Source organism: Microvirga yunnanensis (genome assembly GCF_025460875.1).
Genome location: NZ_JAMXFI010000050.1, coordinates 38,428 through 55,812, shown reverse-complemented (window position 1 = coordinate 55,812; position 17,385 = coordinate 38,428). Strand labels below are relative to the sequence as shown.

General features: G+C 62.8%; 18 protein-coding genes. 13 read left to right on the top strand and 5 right to left on the bottom strand.

Going from position 1 to position 17,385, the window contains the following annotated elements:
• The 6 genes from NF876_RS22835 to NF876_RS22810 all read left to right on the top strand — a co-directional run.
• Positions 1-605 (top strand): substrate-binding domain-containing protein (locus NF876_RS22835; RefSeq protein ID WP_507237399.1); only part of this gene is annotated, 605 nt, incomplete at its 5' end.
• A gap of 67 nt (positions 606-672) precedes the next feature.
• Positions 673-1,434, top strand: coding sequence for an ABC transporter ATP-binding protein (locus NF876_RS22830; protein ID WP_173950153.1), 762 nt, complete (start codon positions 673-675; stop codon positions 1,432-1,434).
• A gap of 11 nt (positions 1,435-1,445) precedes the next feature.
• A complete protein-coding gene (locus NF876_RS22825; protein WP_262270843.1) occupies positions 1,446-2,309 on the top strand; it encodes an ABC transporter permease in 864 nt (287 codons plus the stop codon).
• A gap of 51 nt (positions 2,310-2,360) precedes the next feature.
• On the top strand, positions 2,361-4,097 hold the full coding sequence (gene araD / locus NF876_RS22820) for an L-arabinonate dehydratase (protein WP_262270842.1): 1,737 nt from the start codon (positions 2,361-2,363) through the stop codon (positions 4,095-4,097).
• A gap of 15 nt (positions 4,098-4,112) precedes the next feature.
• Complete coding sequence (locus tag NF876_RS22815) at positions 4,113-4,832, top strand: ribonuclease activity regulator RraA (protein ID WP_262270841.1); 720 nt, start codon at positions 4,113-4,115, stop codon at positions 4,830-4,832.
• Positions 4,833-4,942: 110 nt separating this feature from the next.
• Positions 4,943-5,722, top strand: a complete 780-nt coding sequence (locus NF876_RS22810) for an HpcH/HpaI aldolase family protein (protein ID WP_262270840.1) — start codon at positions 4,943-4,945, stop codon at positions 5,720-5,722.
• Between the two features lie 10 nt (positions 5,723-5,732).
• On the opposite strand, the gene NF876_RS22805 is transcribed toward NF876_RS22810, so the two are convergent.
• From NF876_RS22805 to NF876_RS22795, 3 genes are read right to left on the bottom strand one after another with little or no spacing between them, the layout of a single operon-like run.
• Positions 5,733-7,619 carry a bifunctional sugar phosphate isomerase/epimerase/4-hydroxyphenylpyruvate dioxygenase family protein gene (locus NF876_RS22805; protein ID WP_262270839.1) on the bottom strand — a complete coding sequence of 629 codons (1,887 nt, stop codon included), beginning with the start codon at positions 7,617-7,619 and terminating at the stop codon, positions 5,733-5,735.
• A 15-nt stretch (positions 7,620-7,634) separates the two neighbouring features.
• Positions 7,635-8,315, bottom strand: coding sequence for a GntR family transcriptional regulator (locus NF876_RS22800; protein ID WP_262270838.1), 681 nt, complete (start codon positions 8,313-8,315; stop codon positions 7,635-7,637).
• On the bottom strand, positions 8,312-8,980 hold the full coding sequence (locus NF876_RS22795) for a GntR family transcriptional regulator (protein WP_262270837.1): 669 nt from the start codon (positions 8,978-8,980) through the stop codon (positions 8,312-8,314). Before NF876_RS22795 ends, NF876_RS22800 begins: the two co-directional genes overlap by 4 nt.
• A gap of 188 nt (positions 8,981-9,168) precedes the next feature.
• On the opposite strand from NF876_RS22795, the gene dctP reads away from it, so the two are divergent.
• From dctP to NF876_RS22770, 5 genes are all read left to right on the top strand, one after another.
• Complete coding sequence (gene dctP, locus NF876_RS22790; protein WP_262270836.1) at positions 9,169-10,161, top strand: TRAP transporter substrate-binding protein DctP; 993 nt, start codon at positions 9,169-9,171, stop codon at positions 10,159-10,161.
• Positions 10,162-10,248: 87 nt separating this feature from the next.
• Positions 10,249-10,767 carry a TRAP transporter small permease gene (locus NF876_RS22785; RefSeq protein WP_262270835.1) on the top strand — a complete coding sequence of 173 codons (519 nt, stop codon included), beginning with the start codon at positions 10,249-10,251 and terminating at the stop codon, positions 10,765-10,767.
• Positions 10,764-12,065, top strand: a complete 1,302-nt coding sequence (locus NF876_RS22780) for a TRAP transporter large permease (RefSeq protein ID WP_262270834.1) — start codon at positions 10,764-10,766, stop codon at positions 12,063-12,065. Before NF876_RS22785 ends, NF876_RS22780 begins: the two co-directional genes overlap by 4 nt.
• A gap of 28 nt (positions 12,066-12,093) precedes the next feature.
• Complete coding sequence (locus tag NF876_RS22775; protein ID WP_262270833.1) at positions 12,094-12,543, top strand: type II 3-dehydroquinate dehydratase; 450 nt, start codon at positions 12,094-12,096, stop codon at positions 12,541-12,543.
• 4 nt (positions 12,544-12,547) lie between these two features.
• Positions 12,548-13,450 (top strand): shikimate dehydrogenase, encoded by a 903-nt coding sequence (locus NF876_RS22770; RefSeq protein WP_373696706.1) that lies wholly within the window; start codon positions 12,548-12,550, stop codon positions 13,448-13,450.
• 53 nt (positions 13,451-13,503) lie between these two features.
• Here the strand turns inward: NF876_RS22770 and NF876_RS22765 are convergent, their stop codons facing one another.
• Positions 13,504-14,151, bottom strand: a complete 648-nt coding sequence (locus NF876_RS22765; RefSeq protein WP_262270832.1) for a LuxR C-terminal-related transcriptional regulator — start codon at positions 14,149-14,151, stop codon at positions 13,504-13,506.
• A 346-nt stretch (positions 14,152-14,497) separates the two neighbouring features.
• The gene (locus NF876_RS22760; protein ID WP_262270831.1) at positions 14,498-15,208 is read right to left on the bottom strand and encodes a GntR family transcriptional regulator; all 711 of its coding nucleotides are present in this window, start codon (positions 15,206-15,208) and stop codon (positions 14,498-14,500) included.
• Between the two features lie 135 nt (positions 15,209-15,343).
• Between NF876_RS22760 and NF876_RS22755 the strand changes: the two genes are divergently transcribed.
• Positions 15,344-16,270 carry a dihydrodipicolinate synthase family protein gene (locus tag NF876_RS22755; RefSeq protein WP_262270830.1) on the top strand — a complete coding sequence of 309 codons (927 nt, stop codon included), beginning with the start codon at positions 15,344-15,346 and terminating at the stop codon, positions 16,268-16,270.
• A gap of 78 nt (positions 16,271-16,348) precedes the next feature.
• The gene (locus NF876_RS22750; RefSeq protein WP_262270829.1) at positions 16,349-17,371 is read left to right on the top strand and encodes a 4-hydroxyproline epimerase; all 1,023 of its coding nucleotides are present in this window, start codon (positions 16,349-16,351) and stop codon (positions 17,369-17,371) included.
• The last annotated feature ends 14 nt before the right edge of the window (positions 17,372-17,385 follow it).

Here is a 17,385-nt window from a genome sequence, read left to right as displayed (position 1 = left end):
GCGACAAGATCGCCGTGCCGACCGTCAAGGTCTCGACCCAGGCGATCCTGCTCCAGATGGCGAGCGCCAAGGAGTTCGGCGCCGACCAATGGTCGAAGCTCGACGCCAACACGGTGCAGCTCGGCCATCCGGACGCCGTCGTGGCCATGACCAATCCACAGCACGAGGTGAAGAACCACTTTGCGGCTCCGCCCTTCCAGTACATCGAGATGAAGACGGTTCCCAACGCGCGCATCATCCTGCAATCGCCCGACATCATCGGCGGGCCGCTCACGCAGGGCCAGTTCTTCACGACGACGAAATTCGCCGAGGCCAACCCGAAGGTCATCGAGGCCGTCCGTGCCGCGTCCAAGGAGGCGCAGGACTTCATCCGCAGCGACACGAAGGCGGCGGTCGACATCTACAAGGAGATCACTGGCGACAAGACCAGCCCGGAGGATCTGCTCGCATGGCTCAAGGAGCCCGGCATGATGGAGTGGAACCTCGAGCCGCAGGGCACGATGAAGTTCGCCGAGCATCTCTACAAGATCGGCACGCTCAAGACCCAGCCCAAATCCTGGAAAGACTTCTACCTGCCGATCGCGCACGATCTCAACGGCAGCTGACGAATTGCGCCTGGCGCCCGGCGCATAGACCGGGCGCTCCACTCCATTTCATGTCAGGTATTGATCGATGTCCGCTCTTCTCGACGTCAGTGGCGTCACGCTGCGCTATAAAACTCCCAGCGTTCTCGTAACGGCGACCGATCGGGTCAGCTTCCAGGTCAACCAGTCGGATCGCTTTGTTCTGCTCGGCCCGTCCGGATGCGGCAAGTCCACGCTGCTCAAGGCGGTCGGCGGCTACCTGAGCCCGAGCGAAGGGCGCATCCGCATCAAGGGGCGCGACGTCACCGAGCCCGGCGCCGACCGCATGATGGTGTTCCAGGAGTTCGACCAGTTGCTGCCGTGGAAGACCGTTCTGGAGAACGTGATGTTTCCCCTGCTGGCGGCGCGAAAGCTGCCGCGTAAGGAGGCGGAGGACCGGGCCCGCGCCTATATCGAGAAGGTCAATCTCACGCGCGCCGTCAATTCGTACCCGCACACGCTGTCGGGCGGCATGAAGCAGCGCGTCGCGATCGCCCGCGGCATGGCCATGGAGCCGGACATCCTGCTCATGGATGAGCCCTTCGCGGCTCTCGACGCGCTCACGAGGAGAACCTGCCAGGACGAGCTTCTGCAGCTCTGGGAGGACACGAAGTTCACCGTGATGTTCGTCACCCATTCCATCGCGGAAGCGATCAAGATCGGGAACCGCATCCTGCTTCTGTCGCCCCATCCGGGACGCGTGAAGGCCGAGGTCAACGACGTGGACCGGGTCTCGCCCACGGACGGCAGCGCTGGGCAGCTCGAGAAACACATTCACGAACTTCTGTTCGCCGACGAAGTCGCACATTAGGGATGACGCTCATGAGCCAAGCACAGATCGTGATGCGCGCCGATACGGCAGCAGCGCAAACGCCTACGGGGGAGGTCGAGCGCAGGCTCGGCACCTTCGAGCTGGCCTGGGGGAACGGCTTCGTCCGCAAGACCGTGATCATCATCTTCCTCGGGATCATCTGGGAGATCTACGGCCGCTACCTGGATAATCCGCTTCTCTTCCCGACCTTGAGCGACACGCTGTCGACCATGGTCGACCGGATCGCCGACGGCACGCTCCCGGCGAGGGCTTGGACCTCGCTGAAAGTTCTCCTGATGGGTTACGCGTCCGGCGTCACCATTGCGGCGATCCTGACGATTCTCGCCATCAACACCCGCATCGGCACCGATTTCCTCGAAACGATGACGGCGATGTTCAACCCTCTGCCGGCCATCGCGCTGCTGCCCCTGGCGCTGATCTGGTTCGGCCTCGGCAACGGCAGCCTCGTCTTCATCCTGATCCATTCGGTTCTCTGGGCCGTGGCGCTCAACACCCATTCCGGGTTCCTGGGCGTGTCGCAGACCCTGCGGATGGTGGGGCGCAACTACGGCCTCAAAGGGCTCTCCTACGTGTTCAAGATCTTGGTTCCGGCCGCCTTCCCGTCGATCCTCACGGGCCTCAAGATCGGCTGGGCCTTCGCCTGGCGCACGCTGATCGCCGCGGAGCTCGTCTTCGGCGTGTCGTCGGGCCAGGGGGGACTGGGCTGGTTCATCTTCGAGAACCGCAACCTGCTCGACATCCCGTCCGTGTTTGCCGGACTGCTGACCGTGATCATCATCGGCCTCGTGGTCGAGAACCTGATCTTCAGGACCATCGAGCGCAAGACCATCCGGAAGTGGGGCCTGCAGAGCTGAGCCTGCCTCGGCTGCGACCATCCTTCCTCCCCATCGACGAGTTTTCGCACCATGACTGCACGAAAGACGCCTGAAACTCTCAGGAGCGCGCGCTGGTTCGCGCCCGACGACCTGCGGGGCTTCGGTCACCGCTCCCGCATGATGCAGATGGGCTATGCCCCCGACGATTGGGTCGGCCGTCCTGTCATCGCCATCCTCAACACCTGGTCCGACATCAACCCGTGCCACGCGCATTTCAAGCAGCGCGTCGACGACGTGAAGCGGGGCGTCCTTCAGGCCGGAGGCTTCCCGGTCGAGCTCCCCGGGATCTCGCTCGCCGAGCAATACGTTAAGCCGACCACCATGCTCTACCGCAACATGCTGGCCATGGACGTGGAGGAGCTGCTGCGGTCGCATCCGGTCGACGGCGTCGTCCTGATGGGCGGCTGCGACAAGACCACGCCCGCGCTGCTTCTGGGCGCCACGAGCGCGGGGCTTCCTGCCATCTACCTGCCGGCAGGCCCGATGCTGCGCGGCAACTGGAAGGGCAGGATCCTGGGATCCGGCTCCGATGCCTGGAAGTACTGGGACGAGCGGCGCGCCGGCACGATCACGGATGCCGACTGGCTCAACATGGAAGCCGGGATCGCGCGCAGCCACGGCACCTGCATGACCATGGGCACGGCCTCCACCATGACGGCGATCGCCGAGGCCATCGGCATGACTCTGCCGGGGGCGTCGTCCATTCCGGCTCCCGACGCCAATCATGTCCGCATGAGCGCCGAATGCGGACGGCGAATCGTGGAGATGGTCTGGGACGACCTGACCCTCGACCGGATCCAGACCCGCGGGGCGTTCCTGAACGGCATCGCCGTCGCCATGGCGATGGGCTGCTCGACCAACGCCATCATTCACCTGATCGCCCAGGCGCGGCGGGCCGGACAGGAGATCGGTCTCGACGACTTCGAGGCGGCCAGCCGCAAGGTGCCTGTCATCGCCAATGTCAGGCCGAGCGGCGACAGATACCTGATGGAGGACTTCTTCTACGCCGGCGGCCTGCCGGCGCTGATGACCCGCATCAGGGATCATCTCCACCTCGATGCGATGACGGTCAGCGGCCGGACCCTGGGTGAGAACATCGCCGGGGCGGAGGTCTACAACGACGACGTCATTCGAAGCATCGACAACCCGATCTATGCCGAGGGCGCGCTCGCGGTTCTCAAGGGAAACCTCGCTCCCGACGGCTGCGTGATCAAGCCGAGCGCCTGCGATCCGCGCTACCTGAACCACACGGGGCCGGCTCTCGTATTCGATGACTATCCCTCCATGAAGGCCGCCATCGACGACGAGAACCTCGATGTGTCGGCCGATCACATCCTCATCCTGCGCAACGCCGGCCCGCAAGGGGGGCCCGGCATGCCGGAATGGGGCATGCTGCCGATCCCGAGGAAACTGGTGAAGCAGGGCGTGCGCGACATGCTGCGCCTTTCGGATGCCCGCATGAGCGGCACGAGCTATGGCGCGTGCATCCTGCATGTCTCACCGGAATCCTATATCGGCGGGCCGCTGGCCCTGGTAAAGACCGGCGACATGATTTCGGTGAACGTAGCGGAGCGCACCATCAGCCTCGATGTCCCCGACGAGGAACTCGAGCGGCGCCGTGCCGCCTGGGTCAGGCCTGAGCCGCGCTTCGAGCGCGGTTATGGGTGGATGTTCACTCGGCACATCAAGCAGGCGCACGAGGGCTGCGACTTCGATTTCCTGGAGACGAGCTTCGGCGCGCCCACGGGCGAGCCGGCGATCTACTGACAGATGGAGGCAATCATGACGACGCTGAAACCGGACACCCGCGAGAAGCTCAAGACCGTCAGCACGGCGACCCTGTGCACGGCCCTCTACAAGCGCGGATTGCGCAACCAGTTCATCCAGGACGTTCGCCCGCTCAACCCGAACCTCGGCAACATGGTCGGCGAGGCCTTCACCCTCCGCTACATCCCGGCCCGGGAGGATCTGAACCCGATCAGCGTGTTCCAGGATCGCGCCCACCCGCAGCGCAAGGCCGTCGAGGAGTGCCCGCCCGGCGCCGTCATGGTGATCGACAGCCGCAAGGATGCCCGCGCGGCCTCGGCGGGCGGGATTCTGGTGTCGCGCCTGATGAAGCGCGGCGTCGCCGGCGTGGTGACCGACGGCGGCTTCCGGGATTCGCCCGAGATCGCGCGGCTCGGGATCCCGGCCTATCACAATCGCCCCTCGGCCCCGACCAACCTGACCCATCATCAAGCCCTCGACATCAACGTTCCCATCGGGTGCGGCGACGTGCCCGTGTGGCCGGGCGACATCGTCGTAGGCGACGGCGAGGGCGTGGTGGTGATCCCGGCGCATCTGGCCGACGAGGTCGCCGCGGAGGCCGTCGAGATGACGGCGTTCGAGGATTTCGTACAAGAAGAGGTGCTGAAGGGCCGCTCGATCCTGGGGCTCTACCCGCCGACGGATGAGCGCACGCACGGCGACTTCGCAGCCTGGCGCAAGGCGAACGGACGCTGATCCCGGGAGGCCGGCGCAGGCATCCTCGCGCCGGTCTCGTCTTTTGACGGACGCGGGCTCGGCGCGCTACACAACCGGGGCCGTCATATGCCACTGGGCCAGGAGGCGGGATGAAGCCGAACAGAATCAAGTCCCTCTGGGCGGACGGGAAGCCCGTCCTGAACGGATGGCTGTCGATCGCCAATGCCTTCACGTCCGAAATCCTGGCCGAGCAGGGCTACGACTCCCTCACCATCGACCTGCAGCACGGCGTCGTCGACTATCAGGCCGCGGTCGGCATGCTGCAGGCCATGCGCTCGAGCGACGTCACGCCCCTGATGCGTGTTCCGTGGCTCGATCCCGCGCCCATCATGAAGGCGCTCGATGCCGGCGCCTACGGGGTCATCTGCCCGATGATCAACAACCGGGCGCAGGCGGCGGAACTGGTCTCCTATGTCCGCTATCCGCCCAGCGGAACCCGCAGCCTGGGGCCGACCCGCGCCAACTTCTCGGCCGGATCGAACTATGCGGCCGAGGCCGACGACAACATGCTCTGTTTCGCCATGATCGAAACGGCGGAAGCGTTCCGGAACCTCGATGAGATCGTCACGACGCCCGGGCTCGACGGCGTCTATATCGGTCCCGCCGATCTCACCCTCGGGCTCACCGGCAAGCGCTATCCGGTCGGCTTCGACCGCGAGGAGCCGGAGATGGTCGAGGCCATCCAGACCATCCTGGCGAAGGCCCATCAGGCCGGGATCCGCGCGGCGCTCCATTGCGGCTCGCCGGGCTATGCGGCCAAGGCCGTCGGCTGGGGCTTCGACCTCGTGACCCTGCCCAACGACGTGCGCCTCCTGGCCGCGGCGGCCGGCGCCAGCCTCGCCGAGGCCAGGAGGCTCATGCGGGGCTGACGGCCCGTCGTCACATCTCGGGTGGAGCCGTCATGGACGTGAGAAGGGTCTGCGACGCCAGCCGGATCGGCGCGTTCGTCGCGCCGTAGCCCTGGTAGCCGCGCCGTTCGACGATCTCGAAGAAGAATCCGCCCTCGAGGGTTCCGGTGTAGACCTGGAAGTATTCCGCCGCGCCCTCCCGGTCATACAGGATGTTGCCAGCGCGCAGCCGTTCGACGTCCTCTGCGGAGAGGTCCGTTCTCACCTCGAGATCGTCATAGTAGTTCTCCGGAATGGGCAGGAGATCGACGCCGTTCGCCCTGAGATGTTCGACCGTCGCGAAGATGTCGTCGGTCGACAGGGCGATGTGCTGGACGCCCGATCCGAAGAGATCGTTCAGGAAGCGGGACGACAGCGTGCGCTGGCTCTGGGAGGCGTTGAGGATGAGCCGCAGCGTGCCGTCGGCCGTCTCGATGGCCTGGCTCTGCACCACGCCGCCGGGATCGATCACCGCCTGAACGGGGGTTTTCCGCACCTCCAGGAGGGAGGTGTAGAACAACAGCCACGTGAGCATCTCCTCGTAATGCATCGACTGGGACACGTGATCGACCGCCTTCAGGCCGGCGCCTGCGACGTCGTCGGCGTCGACGGGCTGGAAGTCCACGTCCCAGAGCCGGTCGAGACCGGTCTTGCTGTCGACGAAGTAGAGAAGGCTTCCGCCGAGGCCGCGCACGGCCGGGATGGTCATCTCGCCCGGTCCGGCTGGTTGCTGGAATGGCTGATCCAGCAGCCTGACCGCCCGGTCGATCGCTCCCGGCGCATCGTCGACGCGCAGGGCCAGGGCGCAGACGGCGGTGCCGTGCGTGATGTTGAAGGAATGGGCGAAGCCCTCCTTGTCCGCATTGACCACGATGTTGATGCCGCCCTGCCGCCATCGCGTCACGGCCTTGGAGCGGTGGATCCCGGCCTTCCGGAAGCCGAGCCGGCTCAAGGTCCGCTCGAACTCCACTGCGCCGCGCTCGTCGATGGCGAACTCGACGAACTCGACCCCGGAGCAGGAGGCCTTCGGCGGCAACGCCGGCAGATCGGGGGAGGCCGTGCCCGTGCGCCGGCGCATCTCGTCCAGCATGGCGATCAGGGACCGGTGCCCGTCAACCGCGACGCTGCGGGCCGAGCCCGCCCGAAACCGGTCGTTGAAGATCTCCAGGGACAGGAGCCCGTCGAAGCCGGTCGCATTCAGCGCGAGCATGAAATCGTCGACCGGCAGGTCGCCCTGCCCGGGGAAGCACCGGTAATGCCGGCTCCAGGACAGGTAATCCATGGCGAGCCTCGGCGCATCGGCCATCTGCACGAGGAAGATCCTGTCCGACGGGATCGACCGGATCGCCGAGAGGTCCGTCCCGCGCGCCAGGATGTGGAAGGAATCCAGCACGAGTCCGACCGCGGGATGATCGGCCCGGCGGACGACCTCCCAGGCGTCGCGGTAGTCATGGATGTGGCGCCCCCAGGAGAGCGCTTCGAACGCGACGCGCATGCCACGCTTCTCCGCCCGTTCGCCGAGCTCCCGGAAGTCGGCCGCCGCCCGCTCGATCCCGCCGAGGGAATCCGGAGAGACGTTGCTGCACACCATGAGGAGATCGCAGCCGAGCTCCTGCATCACGTCGAACTTGCGCTCGGCCCGGGCGAAGACCTTGGAGCGCTGCGGCTCGGGCATGCCCTCGAAGTCGCGGAAGGGCTGGAACGTGATCGTCCCGAGCCCGAGACCCTCGACCATGCGCCGCACGTCGGCCGGCGTGCCGTTGAAGGACAAGAGATCGTTCTCGAAGATCTCGACGCCATTGAACCCGGCCGCCGCGATGGCTTCGATCTTCTCGCTGAGGGTCCCGCTCAGGCAAACGGTGGCGATGGCTGTGTGCATGCTCCTCGTCCGATGTCATCCGATGGTGCCGGTGGCGAGGGCGTGTTCGACGCCGCCGGCGACGTGTTGCGTGAGGACCTCGCAGGCCCGTTTTGTGTCCCGCTTCAGGGCGCATTCCAGGAGTTGAGCATGCTCCCGTTCCGCGATGTCTCCGCGATAGCTCAGGGCGATCATCTGATAGCGAAGGTACTTGTCGAAGACGGCCGCATGGGTGTCGATCAGCATTTTCGATCCGCAGGCGGAAATCAGCGCCTGGTGGAACTGCCAGTCGTACCGCTTCCATTCCTCGGAATGCGTCCTGTCGCCCTGGGCCATCCGCTCCTCCATGCGGGCCAGCCGGTGGTGGGCGGCGACGACCCGCCCTTCCCACTCCATGTCGCCAGCCCGGAACGACTGCTCCAGCGCCCGACATTCGAGGAGCTGACGCAGGGCGGCGATCTCCCGCAGATTCGCGATCGACACGGGCGCGACCTCGAACCCCTTCTGGCCTTCGGCGACCACCAGGCGTTCCGATTGGAGCCGGTTCAGAATTTCCCGGAGCGTGCTGACGCTGGCGCCGTAATCGGCCTTCAGCCGGTCGAGCCTCAGCTTCCTGCCGGGCGGCAGGCGACCGAACACGATGTCGGAGCGGACCTTCTGGTAGGCGCTTTCTCCGATTGTCGAAGGTTGTGGGATCTCCTGCCCGTCATCTGTCATTTCAGCGCCCCGCTCTCCAGGGTGAAGGCCACGCATCCGTTCACATGCCCGGTCAGCACCTGGCAGGCCCGGGCGGCGTCGCGTGCGAGAGCGCAGTCCAGCAACGCCTTATGCTCCTTGGCGGCGATCTCTCCACGAAACACGACCGCGACCATCTGGTACCGGAGATACTGGTCGAAAACGCCGCCATAGAGATCGAGAAGGGTCTGCGACGCGCAAGCCTCGATGAGGGATTGGTGGAACTCCCTGTCGTATCGTTTCCAAAGCTCCGTGCCCTCCTGATCGCCGGCCAGCATCCGCCGCTCCATGGAGGCGAGCTTGTGATGAGCGGCGACGACCCTGCTCTCCCATTCCAGGTCGCCGGCCGCGAAGGACAAGGGCAGCGCATAGGTTTCAAGGAGAAGCCGCATCGCCGCGACGTCCTCGAAGCCTTGAGGTGAGACCGGGGCGACTCGGAAGCCGCGCTGGCCTTCCGCGATGACCAGCCCTTCGGATGACAAGCGACTCAGAATCTCGCGCAGGGTACTGACGCCCGCCCCGTACAGGCTCGAAAGCCTGTCCAGCCGCAGCTTGGCCCCAGGGGCGAGGCGGCCGAAAACGATATCGTCCCGGATCCGGGCATAGGCTCGATCGGCGATAGACGTCGCCACCAGTTCAATGCTCATCAAGCCGTTTTCCCATGATTGAACCTGAGTAACCTCCAACCGCGCCGGATTTCAGGCCGATCAAGAAATAACCGTTGAAATCAGGATTACCAGATATTTTCGGAATCGACTATTGATTCCTGGTTCCTCAAAGGAGATAGTCGGGCAAAGACGCGAATGAATGCGCAGCACGAAGAGGAGAGGGAACCATGGCATTCAAGATCGATCGTCGCTCCCTGATGGGGGTGTGCGCAGCCCTGTTGGCATGCGGCATGAGTGGCGCTGCCTTGGCTCAGGCGCCGACGAACCTCAGGTTCTCGGCCGTGTTCTCGGAGCAGGACATCCGGGCCGAGATGATGAAGCGGTTCGGAGAAGAGATCAAAGCCCAGGGGTTTGCGCTGCAGCCATACTACGGCGGCACCCTGTTCAAGCAGGGAACCGAGTTGGTCGCGATGCAGCGCGGCAATCTTGAGATGGGCAATATCGCCCCACAGGACATTTCCAACCAGATCCCCGCCTGGTCCATCGTGACGTCCGCCTATCTCTTCCGCGACGCCGATCACTTGAAGAAGGTGTTTGCGAGCGATGTCGGCCAACAGCTCAAGAAGATGGCCTCCGACCAGCTTGGCATCCACATCCTCGGTCCGACCTATTTCGGCGCCAGGCATGTGGGTCTCAAGCCAAGCAAGAAGATCAACAAGCCTGAGGATCTTGCCGGCATCAAGCTTCGAATGCCTGGAGGGGATGCCTGGCAGTTCCTGGGTCAGGCACTGGGGGCGAACCCGACGCCAATGGCCTATGCCGAAGTCTATACAGGGTTGCAGACCGGCGCCATCGACGGCCAGGACAATCCGCTTCCGAACGTGCAGAACATGAAGTTCTACGAGGTCATGTCGCAGGTCGCACTGACGTCCCACCTCGTGGGCTTCGACGTTCTGGCCGTGTCCAACAAGGTCTGGAACGCCATGTCGCCGGAAAAGCAGGCGGCCTTCCAGGCGGCTGCCGACAAGGCGATCGAATGGAGCACCCAGGAGCATCTCAAAAAGGAGACGGAGCTCGCGACGTTCTTCAAGGAAAAGGGCTTGGACGTCTATACGCCCGACCTGAAAGCCTTCCGCGAATATGCACAGAAGAAGTACCTGGCCTCGGATCTGGCGAAGGGCTGGCAGCCTGGCATGCTCGACAAGATCAACGCGATGTAGCGGGAACCTGCAGTCGCCGGTGCATCAGCATTCGGCGACTGCACTTTTCCCCTCGGCTCGATGACTTCTCAGGAAGCGGTGGCACTCATGACTTCATCCTCGCGAGCGATTGGTGCGTGGCTTGCCCGGCGTGCCGAGAACGTGGCGGCCGCTATGCTGGGTTTGATGTTTCTGGCTTTTCTTTTGCAGATCGCATTCCGTTACATCCTCGGTCTCCCGATCGGATGGACCCATGAGATCAGCGTTGTTCTCTGGATCTGGCTCGTTCTCTGGGGTGCCTCTTTCGTCATCACCGAACGCGAGGAAATCCGCTTCGATATCATCTACGGCGCGGTCGGTCCCGAAGGGCGCAGATTCATGTGCGTCATCACCGCCATCGCGCTTGTCGCATTATATCTTATCTCTCTCCCGGCGGTTTTCGATTATGTCACCTTCATGAAGGTGGAAAAGACCAGCTATCTCAAGATCCGCTTCGACTGGTTGTTCTCGATCTATCTCGTGTTCGTCGTCGCGACCATCATCCGATACATCTGGCTTGCCTGGCAGGCTGTGCGCGGGGTCGCGCCGGATGATCTCGATCCCACCAAGGCGAGTTCCGGCGTATGAACCTGACAAGCCCGTTTTCGCTCTCCCTTGTTGCGATCACTGCTCTTGCCTTTCTCGGATTGCCGATCGGGCATTCGATGATTGCAGGGTCGATCCTGTACCTGCTCCTGGCAGGACAGGACATGGGCACAGCCGCCGAGCAACTGCTCAACGGAATGTATTCCAACTACGTGATCCTGTCGGTTCCGCTGTTCATCCTGGCGGCCGAGTTCATGAATATCGGCAGCATGACCGACCGCCTCATGGCCTTCTGCAACGCTCTGGTGGGCCGCTTCCGCGGTGGGCTCGCGCAGGTCAACATTCTGCAGAGCATCATCTTCGCCGGTATGTCGGGATCCGCCATCGCCGACGCCGCCGGCACGGGCCGCATGATGCAGGTCATGATGACCCGGGACGGACGATACACGCCGAGCTATGCCGCCGCCGTGACGGCGGTATCCTCCGTCATCGGGCCCATCATCCCGCCGTCCATTCCGATGGTGCTGTACGCTCTTGTGTCCGATGCTTCCATCGGGTTTCTGTTCCTCGGCGGTGTCATCCCGGGCTTGCTGATGGCTCTAAGCCAGATGATCATCGTGGCCATTACGGCCCGCCGCAAGAACTTCCCCGTCGAAAAGCCGGTCCCCCTGCGAAAGCTTCCACGCATTACCTGGGATGCACTTCCATCGCTCATGATGCCTGTCGTTCTCCTCGGCGGCATCTACAGCGGCGTCATGACACCCACCGAGGCAGCCGCGGTCGCTGCAGCCTATGCCCTCCTCATCTCGGCCGGGCTCTATCGCAGCGTGAGCTGGCGCGATTTCTATCAGGCGCTTGCGGTCAGTGCGCGGACGACATCATCGATCGGGATGCTGATCGCAGGCGCGCTCGTCTTCAATTATGTCGTTACCGTCGAAAACATTCCGGAGGGGGTGAAGGCACTGCTGGCTGGTTGGGACCTCTCCCCGACCGGCTTCCTGATCTTCGTGAACGTCCTGCTCCTGCTCCTCGGCTGCGTCCTGGAAGGGACCGCGATCCTGCTCATCGTCGTTCCGGTCTTTATTCCGACGGCTCAGGCTCTCGGCATCGATCTGGTGCATTTCGGCGTGGTGGTGGTCGTCAACATCATGATCGGGCTGATCACCCCGCCGTATGGCTTGCTTCTCTTCATCATGGCGAACATATCAGGCGAGCCCCTGCGGGACATCGTTCGGGATACGCTGCCCTTCTTGTTCGCCATGATCGTCGCCCTGGCCATCCTGACATTCGTTCCTGAAACCGTGCTCTGGCTGCCACGCCTGTTTGGCTATCAGGGATGAGCCTGCTCCAATCGCGAGACGCATCTCAATGAGCAAGCCGATCTATATCCTCAACGGGCCCAATCTCAATCGCCTCGGAACGCGAGAGCCAGAGATCTACGGACGCACGACCTTGGTCGAAGTCGAGGCTCTGTGCCGTGGAGCCGCAGCCGGTCATCCGTTGGTGTTCCGGCAGTCGAATCGGGAATACGAGCTGATCGAATGGGTGCATGAAGCCATCGATGAAGCATGTGGGGTCATCATCAACCCGGCGGCCTTCACTTTCACATCCATGGCTATCATGGACGCCTTGAAGATGTTCCCAGGCCCCATTATCGAGCTTCATATCTCTAACATTCATCGGCGCGAGCAGATCTATCACAAATCCTATGTCTCTCCGGTGGCGACCGCTGTCATCGCCGGCCTCGGCACTGACGGCTACCCGACGGCTGTACGCTCCATGCTCGACATGATCTCGAGGACAACAAAGGCTGGTTGAATTCATGAGGAGCGAAGATCTGATCGGGCCGGAATCTCATGGTGATGGCGCCCCAGGCTCGCGGGGACGGCCGTCTGTCCTTGCTGGCCTCGTGGGGACGGGCATTCAGGCATCGCGAACACCCAGCCTGCACGAGCGGGAAGGGGAGCGACTGGGTTTGAGATATATTTACAGGCTGATCGATTTCGAAGCGCTCGGTCTCGACCCCCGATCTCTTCCGGATATCCTGGCCGCTGCCGAACACTTCGGCTTTGCCGGCCTCAACATCACCCATCCGTTCAAGCAGGCCGTGATCCCGCTGGTTGGCGAACTGGCCCCCGACGCGGCGGCGCTCGGCGCCGTCAACACGGTTATCCTGAAGGATGGGCATCGCGTTGGTCACAACACTGATTGGTCGGGGTTCGCAGAAAGCTTTCGGCGGGAACTGCCTGATGTAGAGCGCGACCGCGTGGTCCAATTCGGGGCCGGCGGAGCAGGGGCCGCGGTTGCCCATGCACTTCTGACGCTGGGGACAGGTCAGGTAACCGTGATCGACACGGATCAGGCTCGGGCTGCTACTCTCGCGGCGGATTTGTGCCATCGCTTCGGCGCCGGGCGCGCCTGTTCGAGTTCATTCCCCGCGGAGGCGCTTGCGACGGCCCAGGGCGTGGTGAACACGACTCCGCTCGGCATGGCCAAGTATCCTGGCATGGCGTTCTCCGCGGACCTGCTGCGTCGCGACCTATGGGTCTCCGACATCGTTTACGTTCCTCTGGAAACGGAATTGCTGCGGCAGGCCCGGGCACGAGGCTGCCGCACGATGTCTGGCGGAGGGATGGCGGTCTTTCAGGCTGTTGGCGCTTTTCGCCTCTTCACGGGACTCGAACCGGATGCGACTGAAATGCTTCAGCATTTCAGCGAGATGTGAACCACGATCAATCGGTTGTTTCAAACCCGAGCGGACAAGGCCTTGCCATCGGCTCAGGAGGCCAGCCGCTTCTGGGGGAGGTGATTGGATGCCACGAGAGCGGCTTCCACCCTGTTCCGGACATGCAGCTTTTGAAGAATGTTCGTCAGATGATGCTTGATGGTCTTCTCGCTCAGTTCGAGTTTGCTGCCGATCTCCTTGTTGCTGCGGCCTTGAACGAGAATCGACAAGATCTGCTGTTCGCGCGCTGTCAGGTGTGACAGATGACCTGATCCCGTTGCTTCGCCTGTCGCTCCAGAGCCAGTCCGCATGAGCAGCTTCGCCGCGAGACTTGGGGAGATGAAGCTCTGTCCTTGGCTCAGCGCCCGCACGGTTTGGGCCAGTTCGCCGGCGCTGCTGCCTTTCAGCAGGTAGCCCCGCACGCCGCGCTTCAAAGTGGCGTGAACATGGTGCTCGGATGCCTCATCGGCAAGCAAGAGAATGCGGATCGAGGGATGTTGCTGGAGGATCGACTCGACCGCTCCCATGCTGCAATCCAAAGTGCTGGCGTCGACCACGAGCACGTGCGGACGAGACTTCTCGGCCAGATCGATCGCGTCCCAGATCGAAGCGCCTTGGCCAACGACCTCGATGTCCGCCTGAGAGCGCAGCGCAAGGACCACACCATCCCGGAAGAGAGGATGCTTGTCGATCACGCCCACGCGAATTGCTGCTGCTATTGGAGCCCCCCAGATCCAATCCCGACCGCCACTGAGAGGTGCGGCGGATATTCTTATGCTCAATCGTCGATGTACAGAGCTTTACCCTCCGTTCAGGATATCGATCATAGGTGGAGCTCAGCAATATCTACGAAGTGCGAGAGCGGCTTCTTCCAGGCGCTTAGGTGTTATCTCCAAGGGGGTAGAGGGGCGGCCGTCGATCGCGCAGAACCTCCGCCCCACACGATGACGTGAAGGATGAGAGCCTGGGGGCGATATCTCCGCGCGGATTCATGGGCGTGTGAGCGCCAGATCGACATGGAAAGGGTCTTATGGGAGAGATCGGCGCTCAGCGGGGTTCCTCCGGCCGCTGATGCTGCTTGAGATAGGTTCGCAGCGACTTCCCGACATCCTCGATGTGGGTCCGCAAGAGTTCGCAGGCCGCTGTGATCTGTCCGGTCTCGCAGAGGCGAAGGAGTTCGGCATGCTCTGCCTCCGCGCGTTTCATCCCATCCGTGAGGGAGAGCTGGAGCCGTGTATGCCGATCGCATTCCTGGAGGAGATTGACCACGATCGCCAGCGTACGAGGCTGTTCCGCGTGACGATACAGGAGCCTATGAAACTCTGTGTTCAGCTCGCCCCAGCGCCTGATATGCTTCGCCCGGAGTTCGGCGCTGTACTCCTGAAGGATCTGTTTGAGCGTCTCATAATCGTCCTGGGTGAGACGGGCGACGGACGCCTTCAGGAGGCGCGGCTCAAGCAGGGCTCTGAGCTCAAAAAGCTCCTCGACCTCCTCGGTGGAAAGTTCTGAGACGATGGCACCTCGGTGCGGGTGAATCTTGACGAGCCCTTCTGCTTCAAGTTGCATCAAGGCTTCGCGAACGGGGATGCGGCTGACGCCGAACTCGTTGGCCAAGGCGTCCTGCCGCAGGGGAAATCCTGCCTTGAAGGCGCCGTCCAAAATCCGGTCCCGCAGGCTTTGCGCCACGGCTGCGGCGATCGTCCGGTGCTGAAGAGGCTTCTGTGCCGGCTTGGTAATTGGTTTCGCTTCAGGGGCCATGGGGAACGTCGCTGCTAAAGCCAAGGATCGCGGTAACGCTGCATCTGAAGCAGCATCACCAGGAGCGGCTTGACAAGGTAGATTTTATACAATCTACAATAACCCGCAGCAATGTCCAGTGTCGGAGAGGGCGAAATGGCCAGCATCGGATGGGAGGGGGTCTTCCCCGCGGTTACCACTCAGTTCAACGCGAACTACGAATTGGATCTCGAGGCCACGGCCCGGGTGATGGACGAGTTGATCCGAGACGGTGTCTCCGGGTTGATCGTCTGCGGAACAGTGGGTGAAAATACGTCGCTGAGCCGAGCAGAAAAGGTGGCGATCATGGAAGCTGCCAAGGGGGTGTCCCGTGGCCGGGTGCCGGTGATTGCCGGGATCGCGGAGTTTACGACGGACTTCGCGTCGCAGGTCGCCAGAGAAGCCGAGCGGGTAGGGCTCGACGGTGTCATGGTCATGCCGGCACTGGTCTATTCCTCCAAGCCGCACGAGACTGCCGCACATTTTCGGGGCGTCGCCAAAGCGACCGACCTTCCCGTGATGGTCTATAACAACCCTCCGATCTACAAGAACGACGTGACCCCCGACATCCTGGCCTCACTCGCCGATTGCGAAACGATCGTCTGCTTCAAAGATTCGTCGGGAGATACCCGTCGTTTCACCGATACGAAGAACATGGTCGGCGATCGTTTCGTTCTGTTCGCGGGTCTTGATGATGTCGTCGTTGAGAGCGTGATGCTCGGCGCTGCCGGCTGGGTCTCCGGCATGTCGAATGCCTTTCCTCAGGAGGGTGAAACCCTCTTCAGGCTGGCAAAATCGGGTCGCTACGAAGAGGCGAGGGCACTCTATGAATGGTTCATGCCGCTGCTTCACCTGGATGCCCGCCCCGATCTCGTGCAGTGCATCAAGCTCTGCGAGGCGATCATGGGCCGCGGCACGGAGCTGACGCGCCCGCCGCGCCTACCCCTGAGCGCTCTGGAGCGCGCAGACGTGGAGGCGATTATGGACAAGGCCCTGAAAAGCCGTCCGACCCTTCCCGACGTGGGCTTGAAATCAGCTGCCTGATGAATTCGTGGCGAAGGCTGCCGATGTCCTTCGCCGCTTCTATGGAAGTCGTCAAAATCTCTGATCAGCGAGTGAGCGATGGCGCGCCACACCTTCTTTTGCATTGATGGTCATACCTGCGGCAACCCGGTTCGGGTGGTATCCGGCGGTAGCATTCCCCTGCTGAAGGGGGAAACGATGTTCGAGCGCCGTCAGCATTTTCTTGCGGAATACGACTGGATCCGAACCGGCTTGATGTTCGAACCTCGTGGGCACGACATGATGTCCGGCTCAATTCTTTACCCGTCCACGCGCTCCGATTGCGATGTGGGCATCCTGTTCATCGAAACGTCCGGCTGTCTCCCGATGTGTGGGCACGGGACGATCGGGACGGTCACCATTGCGCTCGAGAACGGCTTGATCCATCCCAGGACGCCAGGGCTCCTACGGCTCGATACGCCGGCAGGGGTCGTCGAGGCGCGCTATGAGCAGAACGGCCCCTTCATCGAACGGGTCCGGATCACCAACATTCCCTCCTTCCTCTATGGCGCAGGATACGAGATCGAGGTGGAAGGGCTCGGTTCTGTGACCGTGGATATCGCCTATGGCGGCAACTTCTACGCCATCGTCGAGCCGCAGGCTCTCTACTCCGACCTGGCCGACATCAATCCTTTAGACGTCCTGCGCTGGAGCCCCAGGCTGAGGGAGGCGTTCAATGCCCGGTATCGGATTGAGCATCCCGAAAACCCGGAGATCAACCGCCTGACTCATGTTCTTTGGACGGGGCGCGCGCAGACGAAGGGTGGGACGGCCCGGAACGCCGTGTTCTACGGCGACAAGGCGATCGATCGTTCACCCTGTGGAACCGGGACCTCTGCCCGCATGGCGCATCTCGCGGCGCGGGGAGATCTGAAGGAAGGCGATGAGTTCGTTCATGAGAGCATCATCGGCTCCACCTTCACCGGTCGCATCGAGGGGCGGACGAAGGTCGGAGACCGTGACGCCATCATTCCCTCGATCGAGGGATGGGCCCGGGTCACAGGGTTCAATACGATCGTCATCGACGATCGCGATCCCTTCGCGCACGGATTCCAGGTTGTGGACCGGGCCCTGCGAGCATGATGCTCCTGACTGTC

Excerpts from the sequence above, each read along its gene's own strand:
- NF876_RS22760 (WP_262270831.1), bottom strand. The coding sequence starts at position 15,208 with ATGGCCCCTGAAGCGAAACCAATTACCAAGCCGGCACAGAAGCCTCTT.
- NF876_RS22830 (WP_173950153.1), top strand. The coding sequence starts at position 673 with ATGTCCGCTCTTCTCGACGTCAGTGGCGTCACGCTGCGCTATAAAACT.
- NF876_RS22770 (WP_373696706.1), top strand. The coding sequence starts at position 12,548 with ATGAGGAGCGAAGATCTGATCGGGCCGGAATCTCATGGTGATGGCGCC.
- NF876_RS22825 (WP_262270843.1), top strand. The coding sequence starts at position 1,446 with ATGAGCCAAGCACAGATCGTGATGCGCGCCGATACGGCAGCAGCGCAA.
- araD (WP_262270842.1), top strand. The coding sequence starts at position 2,361 with ATGACTGCACGAAAGACGCCTGAAACTCTCAGGAGCGCGCGCTGGTTC.
- NF876_RS22750 (WP_262270829.1), top strand. The coding sequence starts at position 16,349 with ATGGCGCGCCACACCTTCTTTTGCATTGATGGTCATACCTGCGGCAAC.
- NF876_RS22800 (WP_262270838.1), bottom strand. The coding sequence starts at position 8,315 with ATGACAGATGACGGGCAGGAGATCCCACAACCTTCGACAATCGGAGAA.
- NF876_RS22755 (WP_262270830.1), top strand. The coding sequence starts at position 15,344 with ATGGCCAGCATCGGATGGGAGGGGGTCTTCCCCGCGGTTACCACTCAG.
- NF876_RS22795 (WP_262270837.1), bottom strand. The coding sequence starts at position 8,980 with ATGAGCATTGAACTGGTGGCGACGTCTATCGCCGATCGAGCCTATGCC.
- dctP (WP_262270836.1), top strand. The coding sequence starts at position 9,169 with ATGGCATTCAAGATCGATCGTCGCTCCCTGATGGGGGTGTGCGCAGCC.
- NF876_RS22780 (WP_262270834.1), top strand. The coding sequence starts at position 10,764 with ATGAACCTGACAAGCCCGTTTTCGCTCTCCCTTGTTGCGATCACTGCT.
- NF876_RS22775 (WP_262270833.1), top strand. The coding sequence starts at position 12,094 with ATGAGCAAGCCGATCTATATCCTCAACGGGCCCAATCTCAATCGCCTC.
- NF876_RS22785 (WP_262270835.1), top strand. The coding sequence starts at position 10,249 with ATGACTTCATCCTCGCGAGCGATTGGTGCGTGGCTTGCCCGGCGTGCC.
- NF876_RS22805 (WP_262270839.1), bottom strand. The coding sequence starts at position 7,619 with ATGCACACAGCCATCGCCACCGTTTGCCTGAGCGGGACCCTCAGCGAG.
- NF876_RS22810 (WP_262270840.1), top strand. The coding sequence starts at position 4,943 with ATGAAGCCGAACAGAATCAAGTCCCTCTGGGCGGACGGGAAGCCCGTC.
- NF876_RS22815 (WP_262270841.1), top strand. The coding sequence starts at position 4,113 with ATGACGACGCTGAAACCGGACACCCGCGAGAAGCTCAAGACCGTCAGC.